At 48.5% G+C, this 20,550-nt stretch carries 19 protein-coding genes; 9 read left to right on the top strand and 10 right to left on the bottom strand.

The features are described 5' to 3' along the window. Positions 1-44: 44 nt before the first annotated feature. From ACN081_RS08400 to ACN081_RS08355, 10 genes are all read right to left on the bottom strand, one after another. Positions 45-1,442, bottom strand: a complete 1,398-nt coding sequence (locus tag ACN081_RS08400) for an MFS transporter (RefSeq protein WP_419107522.1) — start codon at positions 1,440-1,442, stop codon at positions 45-47. A gap of 151 nt (positions 1,443-1,593) precedes the next feature. Continuing rightward, positions 1,594-3,375 (bottom strand): acetyl/propionyl/methylcrotonyl-CoA carboxylase subunit alpha, encoded by a 1,782-nt coding sequence (locus ACN081_RS08395; protein ID WP_419104049.1) that lies wholly within the window; start codon positions 3,373-3,375, stop codon positions 1,594-1,596. Positions 3,376-3,567: 192 nt separating this feature from the next. Beyond that, positions 3,568-4,245 carry a Maf family protein gene (locus ACN081_RS08390; RefSeq protein ID WP_419104047.1) on the bottom strand — a complete coding sequence of 226 codons (678 nt, stop codon included), beginning with the start codon at positions 4,243-4,245 and terminating at the stop codon, positions 3,568-3,570. A 138-nt stretch (positions 4,246-4,383) separates the two neighbouring features. Then, entirely contained in the window at positions 4,384-6,090 is a 1,707-nt protein-coding gene (locus ACN081_RS08385) for a DUF885 domain-containing protein (protein WP_419107521.1), read from the bottom strand. A 79-nt stretch (positions 6,091-6,169) separates the two neighbouring features. After that, on the bottom strand, positions 6,170-6,463 hold the full coding sequence (locus ACN081_RS08380) for an acyl-CoA carboxylase subunit epsilon (protein WP_419104045.1): 294 nt from the start codon (positions 6,461-6,463) through the stop codon (positions 6,170-6,172). A gap of 53 nt (positions 6,464-6,516) precedes the next feature. Next, on the bottom strand, positions 6,517-8,130 hold the full coding sequence (locus tag ACN081_RS08375; protein ID WP_419107523.1) for an acyl-CoA carboxylase subunit beta: 1,614 nt from the start codon (positions 8,128-8,130) through the stop codon (positions 6,517-6,519). A gap of 192 nt (positions 8,131-8,322) precedes the next feature. Next, a complete protein-coding gene (locus tag ACN081_RS08370; RefSeq protein WP_419104042.1) occupies positions 8,323-8,607 on the bottom strand; it encodes a YciI family protein in 285 nt (94 codons plus the stop codon). Further along, a complete protein-coding gene (locus ACN081_RS08365) occupies positions 8,604-8,768 on the bottom strand; it encodes a hypothetical protein (RefSeq protein ID WP_419107520.1) in 165 nt (54 codons plus the stop codon). The genes ACN081_RS08370 and ACN081_RS08365 overlap by 4 nt, the downstream gene beginning before the upstream one ends. A 94-nt stretch (positions 8,769-8,862) precedes the next feature. Beyond that, positions 8,863-9,087, bottom strand: coding sequence for a hypothetical protein (locus ACN081_RS08360; RefSeq protein ID WP_419104040.1), 225 nt, complete (start codon positions 9,085-9,087; stop codon positions 8,863-8,865). 81 nt (positions 9,088-9,168) lie between these two features. Then, positions 9,169-9,393, bottom strand: coding sequence for a hypothetical protein (locus tag ACN081_RS08355; RefSeq protein WP_419104039.1), 225 nt, complete (start codon positions 9,391-9,393; stop codon positions 9,169-9,171). A 168-nt stretch (positions 9,394-9,561) separates the two neighbouring features. Between ACN081_RS08355 and ACN081_RS08350 the strand changes: the two genes are divergently transcribed. The 9 genes from ACN081_RS08350 to gatB form a co-directional block, all read left to right on the top strand. Beyond that, positions 9,562-10,443: a biotin--[acetyl-CoA-carboxylase] ligase gene (locus ACN081_RS08350; RefSeq protein WP_419107519.1), complete on the top strand. Its 882-nt coding sequence runs from the start codon at positions 9,562-9,564 to the stop codon at positions 10,441-10,443. Positions 10,444-10,544: 101 nt separating this feature from the next. Then, a complete protein-coding gene (locus ACN081_RS08345) occupies positions 10,545-11,018 on the top strand; it encodes a PH domain-containing protein (protein ID WP_419107518.1) in 474 nt (157 codons plus the stop codon). Positions 11,019-11,141: 123 nt separating this feature from the next. Next, positions 11,142-12,266, top strand: coding sequence for an adenylate/guanylate cyclase domain-containing protein (locus tag ACN081_RS08340; RefSeq protein WP_419104036.1), 1,125 nt, complete (start codon positions 11,142-11,144; stop codon positions 12,264-12,266). Then, positions 12,263-13,327: a PP2C family protein-serine/threonine phosphatase gene (locus tag ACN081_RS08335; protein WP_419104035.1), complete on the top strand. Its 1,065-nt coding sequence runs from the start codon at positions 12,263-12,265 to the stop codon at positions 13,325-13,327. The genes ACN081_RS08340 and ACN081_RS08335 overlap by 4 nt, the downstream gene beginning before the upstream one ends. 166 nt (positions 13,328-13,493) lie before the next feature. Next, complete coding sequence (gene ligA, locus ACN081_RS08330; protein ID WP_419107517.1) at positions 13,494-15,680, top strand: NAD-dependent DNA ligase LigA; 2,187 nt, start codon at positions 13,494-13,496, stop codon at positions 15,678-15,680. A gap of 514 nt (positions 15,681-16,194) precedes the next feature. Next, the gene (locus ACN081_RS08325) at positions 16,195-16,962 is read left to right on the top strand and encodes a transglycosylase family protein (RefSeq protein WP_419107516.1); all 768 of its coding nucleotides are present in this window, start codon (positions 16,195-16,197) and stop codon (positions 16,960-16,962) included. A gap of 195 nt (positions 16,963-17,157) precedes the next feature. Next, positions 17,158-17,454 (top strand): Asp-tRNA(Asn)/Glu-tRNA(Gln) amidotransferase subunit GatC, encoded by a 297-nt coding sequence (gatC, locus tag ACN081_RS08320; RefSeq protein WP_419102121.1) that lies wholly within the window; start codon positions 17,158-17,160, stop codon positions 17,452-17,454. Positions 17,455-17,463: 9 nt separating this feature from the next. Further along, positions 17,464-19,053, top strand: coding sequence for an Asp-tRNA(Asn)/Glu-tRNA(Gln) amidotransferase subunit GatA (gatA, locus tag ACN081_RS08315; RefSeq protein WP_419107515.1), 1,590 nt, complete (start codon positions 17,464-17,466; stop codon positions 19,051-19,053). Then, positions 19,053-20,550, top strand: a 1,498-nt coding sequence (gene gatB, locus ACN081_RS08310) for an Asp-tRNA(Asn)/Glu-tRNA(Gln) amidotransferase subunit GatB (protein ID WP_419107514.1), incomplete at its 3' end; no start/stop codon positions are given. The genes gatA and gatB, both read left to right, overlap by 1 nt.

Raw genomic sequence — 20,550 nt, 5'->3', positions numbered from 1 at the left:
CGTACTGCTAACCCCCCACCCCTTATATGCCGGAGCTGAAGATACTATCGCCCAATAGTATGCAAATCTCGGTTCTTCGTCTCACCGGTGATAGCAATAAAGAGTACGGAGAGCAAAGCCGCCGCGCTAAGATACATGCCCACGTATCCAACACCGCCAATGGAGTTCAAATAGACTGCCACAAAAGGAGTCAAAGCTGCACCAAGAATGGACGCTGCGTTATAGGCAATACCAGAACCCGTATAACGTACGTGAGTTGCGAACAACTCTGGAAGGTAGGCAGACATAGAACCAAAAGATAGGCCCATCAGTGCCATACCCACAGACATGTACGCGGTCAACAACACGATGTTTGCGTCTTCACCAGTGCCGATAGTTTCGGGGGAGATGAAGAAAGAGAACGTCAAACCGTAAAGAGACATGAGCAAAGTGGTGATGAGTTGTTGCTGTTTACGTCCAGCAATATCTGCCCACCAGCCTGATACTGGAATAAAGATAATGAAGAAAATGATAGATACGAGCTGGACCATGAGGAAATCGTGATAAGAGATACCCAAGCCACCTTTTTCGACTTTGCCAATTCCGTAGGAAAGAATCCACGCTGTCATAAGGTAGAACAAAACGTAGCAGGCAATCATGATGAACGTTCCTTGAATCATCGGTAGCCATGCAGTTTTGAGTGCCTCAACCAAAGGTGCTTTAACACGCTCATCCTGTTTCAAGACCTGAGCAAATACAGGAGTCTCTTCGAGCTTGAAACGAACATAGAGTCCGATGAAAACCATCACCAGAGACGCTAGGAAAGGAATGCGCCAACCCCACATCATGAAAGTATGGGACATATTGGACGAATCAGCGGTGGAATCAAAAGACATGAGAGTGGTGAGGAAGAGGACAAAACCGTTCGCCAAGATAAACCCGAATGGTGCTCCCAACTGTGGCCACATGGCAGCGCGTGCACGTTTGCCTTCTTCTGCATACTCTGTAGCGAGTAGAGCTGCACCAGACCATTCTCCGCCTAGCCCAAGACCTTGAGTAAATCTTAAGATGGTGAGCATCGCCGGCGCCCATAATCCAATCTGGTGATAGGTAGGAAGCAAACCAATTAGGAAGGTTGCAATACCCATGGTCAATAACGCGCCAACGAGGGTGGCTTTACGTCCGATACGGTCGCCAAAATGTCCGAAGATAATAGAACCAATGGGGCGTGCTACGAATGCGGCACCGAATGTTGCCATGGAAGCTAAGAGCTTGGCAGTGTCATCGACACCGATAAAGAACAGTGCCGGAAAAACTGCTACAGCAGCGGTTGCGTAGATGTAGAAGTCGTAGAACTCGATAGTAGTTCCAATGAGCGAAGCAAGAATTACTCGACTTCGTGGAACTGGCGTTTTGTGGTGCGCTGATGCGCTGGGTGTATCTGGTGTGGTTCGTGTAGCCACGGGTACCTCTCTTGGAAAGAATCAGACGTTGTTGGTCTAATACTTTAGGACGTGAGAGGACAGAAAACCCTGCTTGTCTCATTATGTGAAAGATTGTGTCTTAGGGTAGAAACAGCTACACCTAACATCAGAAACAACCCTCACCACGCAATTACTTAATCGTAGCTATCGTCGCACCAGCTGAAACCGTATCCCCAGCCTTAAGCTTCAACCCACTAATCTTCCCAGAACGATGAGCCGTAATCGGCTGTTCCATCTTCATTGCTTCCAAAACAACAACAAGATCCCCCTCAGAAACCTTATCCCCATCCTTAAGAGCAACCTTGACAATAGTGCCTTGCATCGGCGAGGTCAGCTCATGAGAATTAACTGCAGCAGTACGAGAGCCCCCACGTTCTTTACGCTTCTTAGCCGTTGGCGCAGGCTTAGTAACCGAGCCCAAAGACTGAGGAAGAACAACCTCAAGACGCTTACCATTGACCTCAACCACCACCTGATGACGCTGTTCGCTCTGCTCATCCACAGAACCAGCCGCCCCATCATAAGGCGCAATCGTGTTATTAAACTCCGTCTCAATCCAGCGTGTATGCACACTAAAAGGAGAATCGCCCTCAGGCGCAAACGCTGGATCAGAAACCACCGCACGATGAAAATTCGTCACCGTAGGCATACCCTCAACCACCAGTTGAGATAACGCACGACGAGAACGCTCTAACGCCTGCTGACGCGTCGCCCCCGTAACAATGAGCTTGGCAAGCATCGAATCAAAAGAACCGCCAATTACATCGCCCTCAACAACGCCAGAATCCCAACGAACACCAGGGCCAGTAGGAATCACCAGCTTCTCAACAGTACCGGGAGAGGGCATAAAAGAACGACCCGCATCTTCACCATTAATACGGAACTCAAACGAATGCCCATGCAAAACAGGGTCAGAATATCCAAGCTCCTCACCTCGAGCAATACGGAACTGCTCTCGAACAAGGTCGATACCAGAGACCTCCTCAGAGACAGGATGCTCCACCTGCAAACGAGTATTAACCTCCAAAAAGGAAATCGTCCCATCCACACCAATCAAGAACTCACACGTACCCGCACCCTGATAACCAGCCTCCTGCAAAATTGCGCGAGAAGAATCATAAAGACGCTGTTGCTGCTGCTCAGAAAGAAACGGCGCAGGAGCCTCCTCCACCAGCTTCTGATTACGACGTTGCAACGAACAATCTCGTGTAGACACCACCACAACATTGCCATGAGCATCAGCTAAACACTGCGTCTCAACGTGACGTGGAGAATCCAAAAAACGCTCAATAAAACACTCGCCACGACCAAAAGCAGCCGTCGCCTCACGTACAGCAGACTCATAAAGTTCAGCAATCTTCTCACGCTGACGAACCACTTTAATACCGCGTCCACCACCACCAAAAGCAGCCTTAATGGCAAGAGGAAGACCAAACTCATCAGCAAAATCTTCAACCTCAGCCACAGAAGACACAGGATCCTTTGTCCCCGGAACCTGCGGCGCCCCGACCTTATCTGCAATATAACGTGCTGCAACCTTATCGCCAAGTAACGTAATAGATTCTGGGGAAGGCCCAATCCACGTCAAACCCGCATCAATCACACGCTGAGCAAACTCAGCATTCTCAGACAAAAAACCATAACCGGGGTGAACAGCATCAGCGCCAGAACGCTCTGCAACACTAAGAATCTTATCCATCACCAAATAAGAATCTGAAGCAGTGCTACCACCTAAAGAATAAGACTCCGTCGCTAACTTAACGTGCAAAGCATCGCGATCAGAATCAGCATAGACCGCAACGGTGCTGATACCCTCATCTTCAGCAGCGCGAATAACACGAACCGCAATTTCACCACGATTCGCCACTAAAACCTTAGAAACAGGACCTGTATGACGACCCGGCACGCTCATAAACTGACCACGTAGACGTTCGGTGTTTTTGCTCAATGAAAAAGCTCCTTGCCACCCCAAAGAGGTTAGCTATATTCTTCTGCGACAAGCACAAATAAAGATTATGGTTGAGAAAAGTCTACATTCTTATCACGTCAGCAGAGTTCTTTTCTTAGCTGATAGTACCGAAAAAACCAGAAGATTTTTGAAAAATTATGCCGTTTTCGTCCAAAAATTGGTGATAGAAAGACCTAAATCCGCCAACATATCCTTAAGCGCATTCACCGACAACCCCACCACCGTATGGTACTCGCCCTCAATACCGCGGATAAACGCAGAACCAAACCCATCAATCGTAAACGAACCAGCCACAGCAAGCGGCTCACCCGTCGCCACATACTCATGAATCTGATCCTCCGAAAGAGCATCGCAATGCACCGTAGCAGTACGTAACTCAGACGACGAACGCCCGTGCACTACCCGAGTATCAATCAGCCAATGCCCCGTATGCAACAACCCCGAAGCACCACTGAACAACCGAAGACGCTCAACAGCCGTACTTGCGTCATGAGGCTTACCATAAGCCACACCATCTAACTCAAAAACAGAATCGCACCCAAGAACAATAGCCCCCGGTACATCAACCAAACGAGCAACATCCTCAGCCTTAGCACGAGCCAAAAGTAACGCAACCTGAGCCGGAGTCAGCTCACCCAAACCTTTAACATCAGCATCCTTTTGAGCACGAGCCACAACAGCGTCCTCATCTACCGAAGACACACAAACCTGAAAAATAATCCCCGCATCACGAAGAAGCTTCTGACGAGCAGGCGAAGAAGACGCCAAAACTAATGTTGGCTCAACATCAGAAACCAAAGAAAAAGAACTCATAACTACCAGTGTAGAAGTAACACCAGAAAGAACACATACCTTAACATCAAAAGATGCCGGTAAATATCTTAGAAAAGATATATACCGGCACCTTCAACAACAATCTTTACCCGCCTACGCAGGAAAAACTAGGTATGCTTAGAGATCCAAAGCCCTCTCCAAGCTATCAAGACCCATAGAACCGAGCTTCAACACACGAGTATGGAAATCACGGTCATCTTCTTGACGAGCACGAGCTTTATCACGCAACTGACCCCAAATGCGCTCGCCAATCTTATAGCTAGGAGCCTGGCCTGGCCAACCTAAGTAACGAGCGTATTCAAAGTTTAGTTGGCCCTCAGAAAGGTCTAGGTTTGCTTTGAGGAACTGGTAACCGCTCTCTGCATCCCATACACCGGCAGGAACACCAAGTTCTTTTACCCAACGTTCTGGAATTTCAAGACCACAGTGCACACCAATATCGAAGACTACGCGAGCTGCACGCATACGCTGATTATCAAGCATGCCCATGCGGTCACCGGGATCTTCTAAGAACCCAAGCTCTTGCATCAAACGCTCAGCGTAAAGAGCCCAGCCTTCACCGTGACCAGAAACCCAAACACCATTAGCACGCCACTGGTTAAGAGTCTGAGACATAGCGGTTGCTACAGAAAGTTGTAAATGGTGTCCCGGTACACCCTCATGGTAGACCGTCGAAACTTCGCGCCATGTACCAAAGGTTTCTTCTCCTTCAGGAACAGACCACCACATGCGACCGGGGCGCTCAAAATCGGGGGAAGGTCCAGTGTAGTAGATACCGCCTTCTTGAGTGGGAGCAATCATGCACTCTAGCTCGCACATGGCGCCACCAATATCAAAATAATCGCCGGCAAGAGTTTCCACCGCACGATCTGAGAGATTCTGCATCCACGCTTTTAGTTCTTCAGTACCATGCAACGTACGTTCAGGGTCAGCATCAAGAACAGCCTTTGCCTCCTCGATGGAAGCACCTGGTTTAATCTGCTCAGCAACTTCTTTCTGCTCGTCAATAATACGTTCTAGCTCTTGAACGCCCCACGCGTAGGTATCCTCAATATTAATCTTTGAACCGAGGAATTGGCGAGAGTATAAACGGTAACGGTCAATACCGACTGCGTCCTCTTTCGGCGCTACCGGCAAAAGAGTTTCACGAAGATAAGAATTAAGGGTACGGTACCCTGCAATGGCAGCGTCTGCACCTTCTCGCGCCTGCTGTGCTAAATCAGGGGCATGCTGAACAACTTCTTCATGAAGCTTTTGGAAAAAACCATCTTCAGCAATATACGCATCGGTCTGTTCAATGACAATTTCTACCTGACGGCGCGCCGCAACATTTCCACGTTCACGCGCATTTTCTAAGGTGCGAATATAGTCGTCAATCGCGGCAGGAACATTCTTCATACGTCCTGCAATATGAGCCCAATGTTCAGGAGTCTCGCGATTCATCAAGTCAAAAATTGCGCGAATACTTTGCGAAGCAGAGGCAATGTTATTAATTTCCCATGTGCCTAACCCTGCTTCATGCAATTCAAGTTCGAGACCGAGTCGTTCTTGCATCGCGTCAATGGTGACCTTATCAATATCATCAGCGGGTGTTGCTTGTTCAAGACGAGCAAGAGTCTGACGAATCAACTCAATAGATTTCTCGTGACCTTCGGGGGAGAACACATCACCGTATTCTGTCTCATGTCCAGCACGTCCCGCTAACGTTGCAGCTGAAGGATCTAGCTGAAGAGTCGCTTCATAATATTCATTAGCGATGGCGTCTACAGATGTGCTCTGACGTTCTTGGCGGTAAACCGCAGGAATGGTATCAAATTTCGACATGCCTCCATTCTACTGGGTAATCCTTTTGTGAAGGCAAGCACAGTCCAAAATCTTAATCTCAAAAAACAGTTTTTAGAACCTACATAGGGCGAGCACGACGCCAAGAACCAGGGCCAGGGCGTAACCGAACACCTAGACTCTGCCCACGTAACAAACGACGCTGCCACTGCCCCATAGACGGTTTCTGCTGTTGTTGATGAGACTGAGCCACAGCAAGTAAAACAGTAGATAAGGCTGCCAGTTCTTCCTCCGTTGGGTTACCTGAAACTACCGAAAAAAGTGGTTCTTGCTCTACTTCTGCAGGGGATTCTTGCTGTTCTGAGGAGCGACGAGAGCCAAGAGAAAACGCAAAACGTAGCGACGAACTAGCCATCACAAACTCCAAACAATAGACAGGATCGAAAAACTCATAGTGCGCAACAGCAATTACAAGGGGATATTGCCGTGCTTTTTCGCCGGTTGCGTCTCACGCTTATCGCGAAGAGCACGTAACGCACGAATCAGTCGCACACGCGTCTCAGCGGGAGCAATAACCTCATCAACATAGCCCAGCTCTGCCGCCTGATAAGGATTAAGTAATTCTTGTTCATATTGAGATACCAATTCTTCTCGTCGAGCCTCAACATCTCCTTGAGCCTGAGCAACCGACGCCAACTCACGACGATACAAAATATTGACAGCACCCTGTGCGCCCATCACACCAATCTGCGCAGTTGGCCACGCAAGGTTAATATCTGAGCCAAGCTTCCGTGAACCCATCACAATATAGGCACCGCCATAGGCTTTACGAGTAATCACCGTTACCAGAGGAACCGTTGCTTCAGCGTATGCATAGAGCAGTTTTGCGCCACGGCGAATAATGCCGTTGAACTCTTGATCTTTACCCGGTAAGAACCCCGGCACATCAACAAAAGTCACTACAGGAATGTTAAAAGCATCGCAGGTTCGAACAAAACGTGCAGCTTTCTCCGAAGCATTAATATCCAAGGTTCCTGCAAACTGTACCGGCTGGTTAGCGACAATACCTACGGTTCGTCCCTCAATACGGGCATAACCAACCATCACATTAGGGGCGTAGAGTGCTTGTAAAGGTAAAAAGTGCCCGTCATCTACGACAGTCTCAATAACGGTACGCATATCATAAGGCTGGTTAGCTGAGTCAGGAATAAGCGTATCTAAAGAATAATCCTCGTCGATGAGATCTTCTTCCTGATCATGGTCCACTATCAGAGGTTCCGAAAGATTATTTGCGGGTAAAAATTCGAGGAGTTCTCGCACGAAGTCAAAAGCGTCTTCTTCATCTTCAGCAAGATAAGCTGACGTTCCCGTCACAGCGCTATGCTGATGCGCCCCACCAAGGGTCTCCATATCAACGTCTTCACCAGTTACCGTTTTAATAACGTCAGGTCCGGTGATGAACATGTGTGAGGTCTTATCAACCATGATAATGTAATCCGTCAGCGCAGGGGAGTAGGCTGCACCGCCGGCGCAAGGACCTAAAATGACAGAAATCTGGGGAACTACCCCTGAGGCACGAACATTCATGCGGAAAATGTCGGCAAACATCGCTAATGAAGCGACACCCTCTTGAATACGCGCTCCGCCACCATCGTTGATACCAATTACAGGGCACCCATTATCAAGAGCAAATTTTTGTACCTTAACGATTTTTTCGCCATTGACCTGTGAAAGAGAACCACCATATACGGTGAAATCTTGCGAATATACTGCTACAAGACGACCATCTACTGTTCCATAACCACAGACGAGGCCATCACCTAATGGGCGTTTTTTCTCCATACCAAATGCTGTGCTGCGGTGTCGAGCAAAAGCATCAAATTCTACGAAAGAGCCCTCGTCAAGGAGTAAATCAATACGTTCTCTTGCGGTGTTCTTGCCCCGACTATGTTGGCGGTCTACTGCTTCTTGACCAGAAGGCATGTAACTTTTTTCTCGACGATCATAGAAGTCTGCGAGTTTACCTGCGGTAGTACTTAAATCGTGTGCAGAAGATTCTTCTGTTGTGCTGTGGTGATTCATAGACACGGGGACATCCTTGACGGTGGGCATTCGCTAGCGTCACCGTACTGAGGCACAGTGAGCTGGTGAATAATATGATGCCCTCAACTATAGGATGTTTCTCGTGACGAAAATACCTGATAACTACTTATCTCATCACAAAAATAACAAAATATGTTGAGGGCGTCGCACTATTTGTAATAGCTAGTCAGACTAGCTGCCCAAAGAACCTAAAACAGGGTTCCACTCACGCACGTTATAAGAGAGCACCGCCCCACCGAGATACATGGGGTCCTGGCTGACATACTCACGGACCTCATCTGCAGAAGATGCCTTAAAAAGCAACATCGCCCCAGGTGCTTCGTCATCCACATAAGGGCCAGAAGCAATAATGATTCCTTTTTCTACGAGAGAACCTAGATAAAGGCGATGCTCTGGACGGTGTTTTTCTTGTTCTTCTGCTGGTGCGTAGCTATAAGTACAGATAAAAATGCTCATTGGTTTTCTTTCTGTTTCCGGTTAGACGAGAGGTTCATGTAGGCAACCCAGAGGAACACTGCAGAAAATGGGAAGTACCAAGGCTTTCCAAGGAAGCCAAGAATAATCCCTGTTACTGCGGTAATCGTTGCTAGTAGTGCAATAACTTGTTTGCTTGTCATAGTATTTTTCCTTTGCTAGAGTCAGGGGGTAACGCCCTCCCGCCCCTGATTAGCTCAGTTATTCAGGAGCGGGAGGGTTTTACTTCACGTGGTTTCAAGAAAGTTTTTTCTTTTCAGAAGAAAGTGGCTTAGGTACAACCTCGTTATACCACTTCACCAGACTCTCCTTTTTCCATCCCTTAGTTTTTCCATTGACAATAAAATCTGGCTCTAGTGGGTATTTCTTCATATTACTCAAAAAGCCAGCGCTGGAAAGTTTGACCTGCTTACTCGCCTCTTCGCCCTTGTAGAAAACGGGAATTTCTGATTTGTTGCTCATGCCTTATACTTCTTCTTTTCCTATGAGAGAGGAAAGACTGCCTTTGCTGTATTGCAGATGTCACATGGAATCTGACGGGCTTTATTTAACCAGCTTCTCAAGATTTTTTGGAGCACCGACACTTGGAATGGTCTTATCCCAAGCTCTGAGGGTTTCCTCGGTCCAACATGGTTGATTCTCGTTGATGAGATAGTCAGGCTCAAGAGGATATTTCTCAATTCTCTTATAAAATCCATTGCGAGTAATACCCAAAAGAGCGCACGCCCCAATAGGAGTAAACACCTGCACCGGTTCAGTGGTAGACATTCCTAGTTCCTCTCTGTAACAATGAAAGCGCTTTCCTTTCTGAAAGAAGCCACCCTAAAAGTGGCGAGCGCCCCGATAGCTTCGTTCTTTTATCCTATCGGGGCGTTTCTTAATCTGCTCCAATAAAGCATTGCCTATCATATAAAACCTCAAGAGAGAACACCGCCGATGAGCGTACCGATACAAACCCTCGATAACTACCTCAAATATGAGGTGAGCCGTGCTGCATCTAAGGCTCCCTACCACCAATACCAACAAGTTCTTCTGCTCGATACTGTCCCCTCAACGAACCTCTACGCCCACGAACTTCTTACCTCAGCAGATTCTCTACAAAACCGGCGATGGGGTGAACTCTCTGTTATCGCAACAGCACAACAAACACACGGTAAAGGTCGGCTCAATAGAGAATGGGTTGCTCCTGCCGGAAGCTCCCTCTGTGCGTCAGTCATCGTTCGCCCTCATGCTAACCCCGCACACCGTATCGCACCCGAACAATATCACTGGTTCACCGTGCTCCTCGCCCTATCAGCAATTGACACACTCAACTCTTGGGGCATTGAAGCGCATCTCAAATGGCCTAACGACGTCCTCATTGGTGACAAAAAATGTTGCGGAATACTCGCTCAAATTGCTGTAGAGTCTGCTGAAAATCTCTCAGCAATAGTTGGTATTGGAATAAATATTAACCTTGAACCAGAAGAGTTTCCCGTCCCCACGGCAACTTCTGTTCTCGCCGCAACACAAAGACCACGAAGCCTTGATGAAGCCCTCGAAAAAATCTGTGAGAATTTTGCTCAACGATATGAAGACTTCGCCCGCGTTAACGGTATTCCCTCCGCACTGCAACGACATGGAATTAGCCTGTTAGACAGTGTCCGAACCAAAATGTCGACATTGGGGCAACGCGTTGTCATAGAACTGCCAGACGGACAAAAAACATATGGTGTAGCAGAAGATATTAACGACGACGGAGAAATCGTTATCACCACAGACTCCGGAATATCCCAAAGCTACGCAGTCGGCGACGTGATTCATCTGCGCAGTGCATAGAAAGACCATCTTTTTTGACGATTACTGAGACAAAAGACTATTCATTACCGTAAGATAAGTGAGCTATGAAACTACGAGGAACGCTTCTACAAGGGGAATCGGTGCGTGTTGCAACCCGATTACATTGGCGTTGCCTACTTATACCAGCATTTTATGCTCTTCTGAACATATTCTTCGTGAGTTTTGCGTCTGCTATAGCCGGAGTTAGTACTATCTGGTCATTTCTTGGATATCTTTTAGCAGGGGCGTCCTTATACCAGACGATTAAAAGCCTGAAGCGATACTTCTTGACCCAGTATTTCATCACGACACATCGTCTCGTAATCCAACGCGGATTGAGTGCTAAGCGTTCTATCTCCATCAATTTCGAGAGTATTACGGGGTGTGAGGTGCAACGAACGTGGCTTGGGTATACAAAAATTGGAAAGCTGACAGTCTACGTTCAACACGGCACTCAAAAAGGTCTTTGCGTTCTACAAAATGTTCCTCGTGCTCAGGCGTTTTCAGAGGAACTAAAACGAGCACAGTACGATTTTAACGCTTCTTATCATGGCGTTTTAGGGTCGTATAGATAGTTCCACATCATAAGATGATGAACAGTTTTTCGTCATTCTTCGTATTACTTCCCATAAGTAGAGTATTGTAAGTCACAGAGTAAGTTTTATTGTCTCAACGAGAGCATGAGAAAGGATAGTCCCGTGGAAAAGCCGGCACCTGGATCAGACGATAATCTTCATCCAGTGCCTCTGGAAGAAGAATTTGAATATTCCAATAACCGTGTGCAAAGCAACGTATATCGCACAAAAGAAGACCGCGAAGCGGTTAAAGCCCTCGAAAAATTTCTCCTCGGTACACAGAAAAACCTTACCAGCAAAGAAATCATAGAACAGACCGGAGCGACGCTCCCATTAGTCAGCAAAATTTGGCATGCACTAGGAATACCAGATATCTCCGAAAACGAAGTGTACTTCACCGAAGCAGATGTCAAAGGGCTCAAAAAGGTTACTGAACTGACCGACAAGCACGGTTTAGACTTCGAAACAACGATCTCAATCGCCCGTTCTATGGGACAATTGACCGACCGAATCGTGGCCTGGCAAATTGAAGAAATCGTTGATGACATCTCAAGACAACAAGGCTTTAGTAACGGTAGAGCACGTCAAGAACTCCTTAAAGTTCTGCCAGAACTCATCACAACCTTACAAGAGATACTGTCTTACACCTACCGCAGACAATACAACGCTGGAGTGCTGCGACTAGCGCTCCGCAACGAAGACGGAGTCTCTGAAGACCGTGCTGATTTACCTCTGCTACGCGGTATAGGTTTCATTGATCTTGTTTCTTACACCACACTTTCGTGTCAGATGAATGAGAAAACGCTAGGTAAACTCGTCAAAACTTTTGAACAACGCTGTGCAGAAATCATAGCGATTGGTGGTGGACGCATCATCAAAACCGTTGGTGATGAAGTCCTTTTCCTCACCGAAACACCAGACGCCGCTGCACGCATCTCATTAGCCTTATCTCAAGCGATTGAAGAACACCCAGACCTGCCACACACACGCGTGGCGTTTGTTTGGGGACGTATCCTTCCCAAACTAGGAGACGTCTACGGCCCTACCGTAAACCTAGCTTCGCGCCTAGTAAGCATCGCAGAACCTGGTAAGGTGCTTACCAATGACGCTACCGCCCAGACTCTCAAAGGCGACGGACGTTTTCGCTTCACACCACAACCAAAGCGCAATGTCCGAGGCTTCGGAGACATAACGCCTATATCCGTGGAAGTCGGTACCGGCAATGAATTGGAGATCGACACAGAATGACCGCACAAAAACTAACAACCTTCTCCGGAAGTGCCACTGACGTTGGCGCTTACCGAGACAATAACGAAGACTCCTGCTCAGTAGTCGGAACTTTACACATCGTCGCCGACGGAATGGGCGGGCACGAAGCAGGCGAACACGCAAGCCGACTCTGCGCACGAACCATCAGCTATAACCACCTCTTCTCGCGCCCTTGCGGTATGACAGAGGCTGAACAAGAAAGCTATGCACGAGAGCTTGCAGCAGAAGATAACACCTCTACAGAAGGCAATCAGGGACTTCTTGGACGTCGTCGTCAAAAGACCACCGCCTTAAACCGGCAAATTATGCGTACTCTCGAACATATTCGTTCAATCATTGGCGAATCAGACGAACGTATTAAGGAGATGTTCTCTCAACGAGCTGGTACAACTGTGACAGGTGCTTGGTTGACGAATATCGGAGACCAATATATGTGGTTTATTTTCAACGTGGGAGACTCTCGTACCTATCGTCTCGTTCGTGAAGAAGAAGTCGAAACAGACGCACACGATATGTCTTTCTCTGCGGGAAGCGTTGAAGGCCTTACTCTAGAACAAATCACTGTGGACCACTCCGAAGTGCAATACCTCGTAGATACCGGACAAATTACACCACTTGAAGCGCTTACTCACCCACGTCGAAACGTCATTACACGTGCGTTGGGAACCGGAAACTACTGGGAACCAGACTTCTGGGTTATTCCTGCCCGAGAAGGAGACCGTTTGATGCTCTGCTCAGATGGGCTATCGGGTGAACTATCTCATGACTATATGGCGAGGGTACTGGCAACTGTTGAGCACCCTCAAGACGCTGCAGATGTCTTACAAATGGCTGCCCTACGTGCTGGCGGTAGAGACAATATTACTGTTGTTGTTGCTGACGTCGTGACTGAAGAAACAGCTCAAGAAAGAAGCGAACACCTTAAAGAACTCACTTCAACAGAACAACACCATATTGTGAGCTCTGCGGAAGAATATCAATCTCAACCCACGACAGTGGCAGAAGAAGAGTCCTATCACGATGAGAGAGAATTGCGCTAAAGTAATTCTTGAGGATATTTCGGGTAAACCCCAATGGAAAGTCCCTAACTGCTGATTAAATGTAGTTAGGGACTTTTCTATGAATGAAATACTACTAAGCCAACCTGAAAACAACACCACTGCGCCGTTCAATGCGGATACCTGCCAAGAACAGCGAACGTGAAATATGGAGAAGAAGATGGACGTTACGTCAACGGAACAATCTCGTGAACTCATCACAGCTGAGCTACAAGAACGCTATATTGCTTTGATGGAGAAAATCCGTCAGGCGCAAAAAAAATACTTTGTTGACGACGAACCAATCCTCTCTGATAAAGAATACGATGAACTTTTTGTTGAGTTGGAAAAACTTGAAGCATTACATCCTCAACTCATCTCTCAAGATTCACCGACACAACAAGTCGGGGCAGAACCATCCTCTATCTTTGCGCCCGTTGTTCATCTCAGCCGTATGTATTCTCTTGAAGACGTCTTTTCTATCCCCGAACTAGAACAATGGTTGAATAAAACTGAACAGAACGCGCACCTTGCGGGGTTATCATCTGTTCGTTGGTTAACCGAACTAAAAATTGATGGTTTAGCGGTTAACCTGCTATATCGTCAGGGAGAGCTTGTACGGGCAGCTACTCGCGGTGACGGAACAACGGGGGAGGACGTGACCCATAACGTCCTGACCATCGGGACGATTCCTCGTAAACTTGCCGGTGACGGACATCCTGAAGAAGTTGAAATTCGTGGAGAAATTTTTATTTCTTCTCAAGATTTTCTTACTCTCAATGAGCAGATGATTGCAGAGGGGAAAGCACCATTCGCAAACCCTCGTAACGCTGCTGCCGGTTCGCTACGTCAAAAAGATGCGAAAGTGACGGCTCGGCGTCCTCTATCAATGTACGTGCATGGCATTGGCACACATGAGGGTATCTCATTGGACTCTCAATACGAAACGTATGCTCTGCTCGAACAATGGGGACTTCCGGTGAGCCCCTATACTGAACTGTTCTCCGATACTCAGCAAATTCTTGAATTTATTGAACGTTACGGGCAGCAACGTCATTCTCTGGCACATGAGATTGACGGAATTGTTGTCAAAATTAATGATTTTTCAACACAAGAACGATTAGGCTACACCTCTCGTGTGCCGCGTTGGGCTGTTGCTTATAAATATCCTCCTGAAGAAGTGCATACAAAACTTGTTGATATTCGTGTCGATGTGGGGCGTACTGGGCGTGTCACTCCCTATGGGGTCATGGAGCCGGTAAAAGTTGCTGGTTCAACCGTTGAACGTGCAACGCTGCATAACCAAGACGTTGTCAAAGCTAAAGGTGTGCTTATTGGCGATACGGTGGTATTGCGTAAAGCAGGGGACGTTATCCCAGAAATTGTGGGTCCTGTGATTGCTTTGCGAGATGGCAGCGAACGAGCTTTTGAAATGCCTCAGGAATGTCCTTCCTGCGGTGAGCCGTTAGCGCCTGCTAAAGAAGGTGACGTTGATATTCGTTGTGTTAATGCTCGCTCTTGCCCTGCTCAGCTGACAGAACGCGTTTATCATGCTGGAAGTCGTGGTGCGTTTGATATTGAGGCGTTAGGTTTTGAAGCGGCTAAAGCGTTGACTGCTCCTGCTGAGCCTGATGTTGCTCCTCTTGTTTCTGAAGCGTTCTTATTTGATCTTCGTGCAGAAGATCTTGCCGATGTGAAAATACGACGTGAGAAGAAAAAGCGTGGGGTTCTTAGCGGAGAGTATGAGCTTGTCCCATATTTTTATACGCGTGGTACAGCGAAGAAACCTTCTGCTGTTAACGCAAATACAAAGAAGCTTTTTAAAGAGTTAGAAAAAGCAAAAGAACAGCCGTTATGGAGAGTTCTTGTTGCGTTGTCGATTCGACATGTAGGCCCTACTGCCGCACGTGCTCTTGCAACTGAGTTTGGTTCTATGGAAGCTATTGAAAATGCCTCTGAAGAGCGTTTAGCGGTTATTGATGGTGTAGGTGCAGTAATGGCTCGCTCTATTAAAGAATGGTTTGCGGTGGACTGGCATCGCGAAATTATTGAGCGGTGGGCTGCTGCTGGCGTGCGCATGGCTGATGAGCAAGATGATAACCTGCCGCAAACATTAGCTGGACTGTCTATTGTCGTAACGGGCACTCTCAAAGATTTTTCAAGGGATTCTGCCAAGGAAGCTATTATTGCTCGTGGCGGTAAAGCAGTGGGGTCGGTGTCGAAGAAAACGCATTATCTTGTCGCCGGTGATGCCGCTGGTTCGAAGCTAGAGAAAGCAGAATCTTTGGGCGTTCCAGTGTTAGATGAAGACGCTTTTAAGGTACTTCTTGCTGAAGGTGCTGAAGCCTTAACATAGGTGCTTTTGAGGTTTTATCGCGAAATATCGTAGTTTTCGTGGAGTGTCGCAAAGAAAATTAAAAAATTTTTTTCGGCGTTTTTTCGTCGATAAATGTTGCGATTTGATAACAAAAATAACGAAATGGTAAAGATGACCCCCACGTTGGTTCTTCCCAGAAATACGCGGGTTTAACACTCAATAAGTTCTCTTTTAAATAAAAAATACAACTGCGTGCGGGCTGTTATCAACAGTAGGCTGATAAATGCCCTACGGGCAACAAGACCTGCTGGGGAGGTTGTATGAACCCAAATCGTTACGTTATCGTTATCCATGAACGCAATCCCGCACCTGCGGGAAAAATACATTTCAGGGCTGGAAGAAGCCTTGAACTATATGCCGGGTTTTGCCGCACACCTGAGTCCGTCTACAGGGCAAAACCTCAATAGATACCCAATAAGCATCTATGGGTAGACGGCAACGCATTGAAGCCAAGGGATTGGTGGAGCGTTAGGTGGCCTACACTTGGAGCATTGTGAAAAAGACTTCCATTCGCCAAAACGTAACCCGCTCCGCAGCTGCACTAGCAGTTAGCGGTGTAGCAGCAGCATCTTTTGCAGTAGCACCTGCACAAGCAGCTCCTCTCGAAGCATGGGAAGCGCTATCTCAGTGTGAGTCCGGTGGCAACTGGTCTATCAACACCGGCAACGGCTTCTACGGTGGCCTACAGTTCACCCAGTCTTCCTGGAATGCTGCTGGCGGTAGCGGCGCACCTCACTACGCTTCTAAAGCAGAGCAGATTCGCGTTGCTGAAAACCTCCTTCAGATGCAAGGATGGGGCGCATGGCCTGCATGTGCAGCTAAGCTCAACCTTTACGCATACGGAACTGCCGGCGCACCTGCTGCCGTAGCTCCAGCTCCTGCACCAGCACCAGCTGTTGTTGAAGCACCAGCTCCAGCACCCGTAGCAGCACCTGCACCAGCAGCACCCGTTGCTCCTCAGTCTGAAGCAGTTGTTGAATACACCGCTCCAGCTCCTGCACCAGCACCCGTTGTTGTTGAAGCACCAGCTCCAGCTCCAGCACCCGTAGCAGCACCTGCACCTGTTGTAGAGTCCACTCCTGCTCCTGCACCTGCAGCAACCGCTGGTACCTACACCGTTAAGCCTGGTGATACCCTCTCCGGTATCGCATACCAGCTAGGTCTTCCTTCCTACCACGTTATTGCTGATGCAAACAAAGATATCATCGCTAACGTAGACCTCATCTACCCCGGTCAGGTTTTCGTTATCCCAGCTCTCTAATATCGAGATAATCTCCATTAGGTAGCATAAAGACTTCGCTTTCTTCCTCAACTCATTGAGGAAGAAAGCGAAGTCTTTTCTTTAACCTCACTGAGTTCTTTGAGAGAACCTGCCACATATCCTCAAGAGAACTGCCTAAAGTGAGTTCAGAGAGATAAACTAGAAAAGAAAACTTTTGTCCACTACGGAGAATCTATGTCTGACATCACCCGTGAGACAGTTGCGCACCTAGCGGAACTGGCACACATCGAAATGACGGATACCGAACTAGAAGCAATGGCACAGGAACTCGGCGTCATCGTCGAATCCGTCAAATCTGTTTCTGAAGCAGTATCCGACGATATTCCAGCAACATCACACCCCATCCCACTACAAAACGTCTTCCGAGAAGACGTCGTAGAGGAAACCCTCAGCGCAGAAGAAGCGCTCTCCGGGGCACCTGATGCAGAAGACGGAAAATTCAAAGTCCCAGCAATTCTCGACGAGGACTAAGGAAAAACTATGAACGAACTCATTAAACTCTCTGCTGCAGAACTCGTCGAAAAACTTAAGTCTCGCGAAATCTCTTCAGTAGAAATCACCCAAGCACACCTAGACCGTATCAAAGCAACCGACGGGCAAGCCCTCGACAGCAACGACCGTTCCGCAGGAAAAGACGGGCTCAACGCCTTCCTCCACACCAACGAAGAAGAAGCATTAGCAACCGCTCAAAGCGTTGACAAAGCCCGCGCAGCCGGCGAAGAACTCCCCGAACTAGCAGGCGTTCCCATTGCTATCAAAGACCTCATCGTCACCAAAGGACAACCCACCACCGCAGCATCTCGCATGCTTGAAGGCTGGATGAGCCCCTATGACGGTACCGTCACCCAAAAAGTTCGCCAAGCACGTATGCCCATCCTCGGCAAAACCAACCTTGACGAATTTGCAATGGGATCATCCACCGAACACTCCGCTTTCGGTGTCACCCGCAACCCATGGGCACTAGACCGTATCCCCGGCGGCTCCGGTGGTGGCTCCGCAACAGCAGTGGGTGCTTTCCAAGCACCTCTGGCATTAGGAACCGATACTGGAGGTTCCATCCGACAGCCAGCAGCCGTCACCGGAACTGTCGGCGTCAAACCAACCTACGGTTCTATCTCACGCTACGGTGTTATTGCCATGGCGTCATCCCTAGACCAAGTAGGTCCTTGCTCCCGCACCGTTCTTGACGCAGCACTGCTTCACGAAGCCGTCGCAGGATACGACCGCCACGACTCAACTTCTTTGAACGAGCCGGTTGGCCCCTACGTTGAACAGGCACGAGAAGGCGCCCGAGAAGGAAGCCTAGCCGGAATCCGTATTGGCGTCATCAAAGAGCTCACTGGTGAAGGCTTCCAAAACGGTGTTACTGCACGCTTTAACGAATCACTAGAATTACTTAAAGAAGCTGGCGCCCATATTATTGAGGTCTCTTTGCCATCGGTCAAAGAGGCTCTTGGCGCGTACTACCTCATCATGTCTTCTGAGGTTTCCTCAAACCTCGCCAAATATGACGGCGTACGTTACGGGCTTCGTGTACTACCAGAAGACGGCCCACTGACCATCGAACGTGTCATGGCAGCAACCCGTGCCGCAGGATTCGGCGCAGAAGCAAAACGCCGTATCATTCTCGGAACATACGCCCTCTCTGCAGGCTACTACGACGCCTACTACGGTTCAGCTCAAAAAGTTCGCACCCTCATCCAACGTGACTATGCTGCAGCCTTCGAACAATGCGATGTCCTCGTCTCACCAACAGCACCTACCACCGCATACAAACTCGGTGAAAAAACTGACGGTGACCCCATGGCAATGTACCTAGGCGATATCGCAACTGTACCTACCAACCTTGCGGGCGTCCCATCATTGTCTCTACCAGCCGGACTAGCTGACGAAGACGGCATGCCCGTAGGTATCCAATTCACCGCCCCAGCACACGAAGACGCACGTCTTTACCGTGTTGGTGCAGGGCTCGAAACCCTTTTGAACAACACCTGGGGTGCCCCACTATGGACACAGATGCCCGACACCGAATCACTGATTCGCGATTTTAACTTTGGGGGAGCGAAATAATGTCTGAAGAAACCCTAAGCTTCGACGAAGCAATCGAAAAATACGACCCAGTATTAGGCTTTGAAGTTCACGTAGAGCTCAACACCAAAACAAAAATGTTTGATGCTGCGCCCAACGAATTTGGCGATACACCAAACACCAACGTCACCCCCGTATCCCTCGGGCTACCTGGTGTGCTTCCGGTCGTCAACGGAAAAGCTGTAGAATCTGCCATCAAATTGGGTCTTGCGCTAGGCTGCGAGATTGCACCAATTTCGCATTTTGCGCGTAAAAACTATTTTTACCCAGATACCCCTAAAAACTTCCAAACCTCACAATACGATGAGCCTATCGCCGCAAATGGCTCTCTCGATGTTGAACTTGAAGACGGAACAATCTTCACCATCGACATCGAACGTGCCCACATGGAAGAAGACGCCGGAAAACTCACCCACAAAGGCGGCGCAGACGGCCGTATTCAAGGTGCAGACTTCTCCCTCGTAGACTACAACCGAGCAGGCGTTCCCCTCATCGAAATCGTGACCCGACCCATCGTTGGGGCAGGAGAACGAGCACCAGAACTCGCACGAGCCTACGTGGCAGCTATCCGCGAAATCGTCAAAAACTTAGGAATTTCCGATGCGCGTATGGAACGTGGAAACGTCCGCTGTGACGCAAACGTCTCCCTCATGCCTAAAGGAAGCAGCACCTTTGGAACTCGCTCTGAAACAAAGAACGTCAACTCCTTACGCTCTGTAGAACGTGCTGTTCGATACGAGATTCAACGACATGCAGCTGTTCTAGAAGCTGGACAAAAAGTCGTTCAAGAAACCCGTCACTGGCACGAAGACACCCGTGAAACCTCACCGGGGCGTCCCAAATCAGACGCTGACGACTACCGGTACTTCCCAGAGCCAGACCTCGTGCCCGTGGTTACCGATAGCGAATGGATTGAACGTCTACGCGCAGAACTGCCAGAACCCCCTGCAGAACGCCGTCGCCGTCTCAAAGCAGAATGGGGATACTCTGATGAAGAGTTCCGTGACGTTGTCAACGCTGGGGCAATGGACGCAATTGAAGAGACCGTCGCTGCAGGCGCTAGCCCAACGGTAGCGCGTAAATGGTGGATGGGAGAAATCTCTCGCCTCGCAAAAGTTCGCGAAACCGAACTGCTCGAGCTTGGTGTGAGCGCACAAACCGTTGTGGAACTTAACCAACTCATTGAGAGCAAAAAAATCAACGATAAAATTGCTCGACAAGTTCTCGAATTCGTCCTTGACGGTGAAGGAACACCCACCGAAATTGTTGAAAAACGCTCTCTAGCTGTTGTTTCTGACGACGGTGCACTCAGCGGCGCTATCGACGATGCTTTAGCTGCAATGCCTGACGTTGCAGAGAAGATTCGTGGTGGCAAAGTTCAAGCTGTCGGCGCAATTGTTGGTCAAGTCATGAAAGCAACCCGAGGACAAGCAGACGCCGGACGTGTACGAGAACTCATCCTCGAAAAACTTGGCGTAG

The sequence above is a fragment of the Rothia sp. P13129 genome (assembly GCF_048512865.1).
Taxonomy (GTDB): domain Bacteria; phylum Actinomycetota; class Actinomycetes; order Actinomycetales; family Micrococcaceae; genus Rothia.
This window is presented reverse-complemented; position numbering and strand designations above follow the sequence as displayed.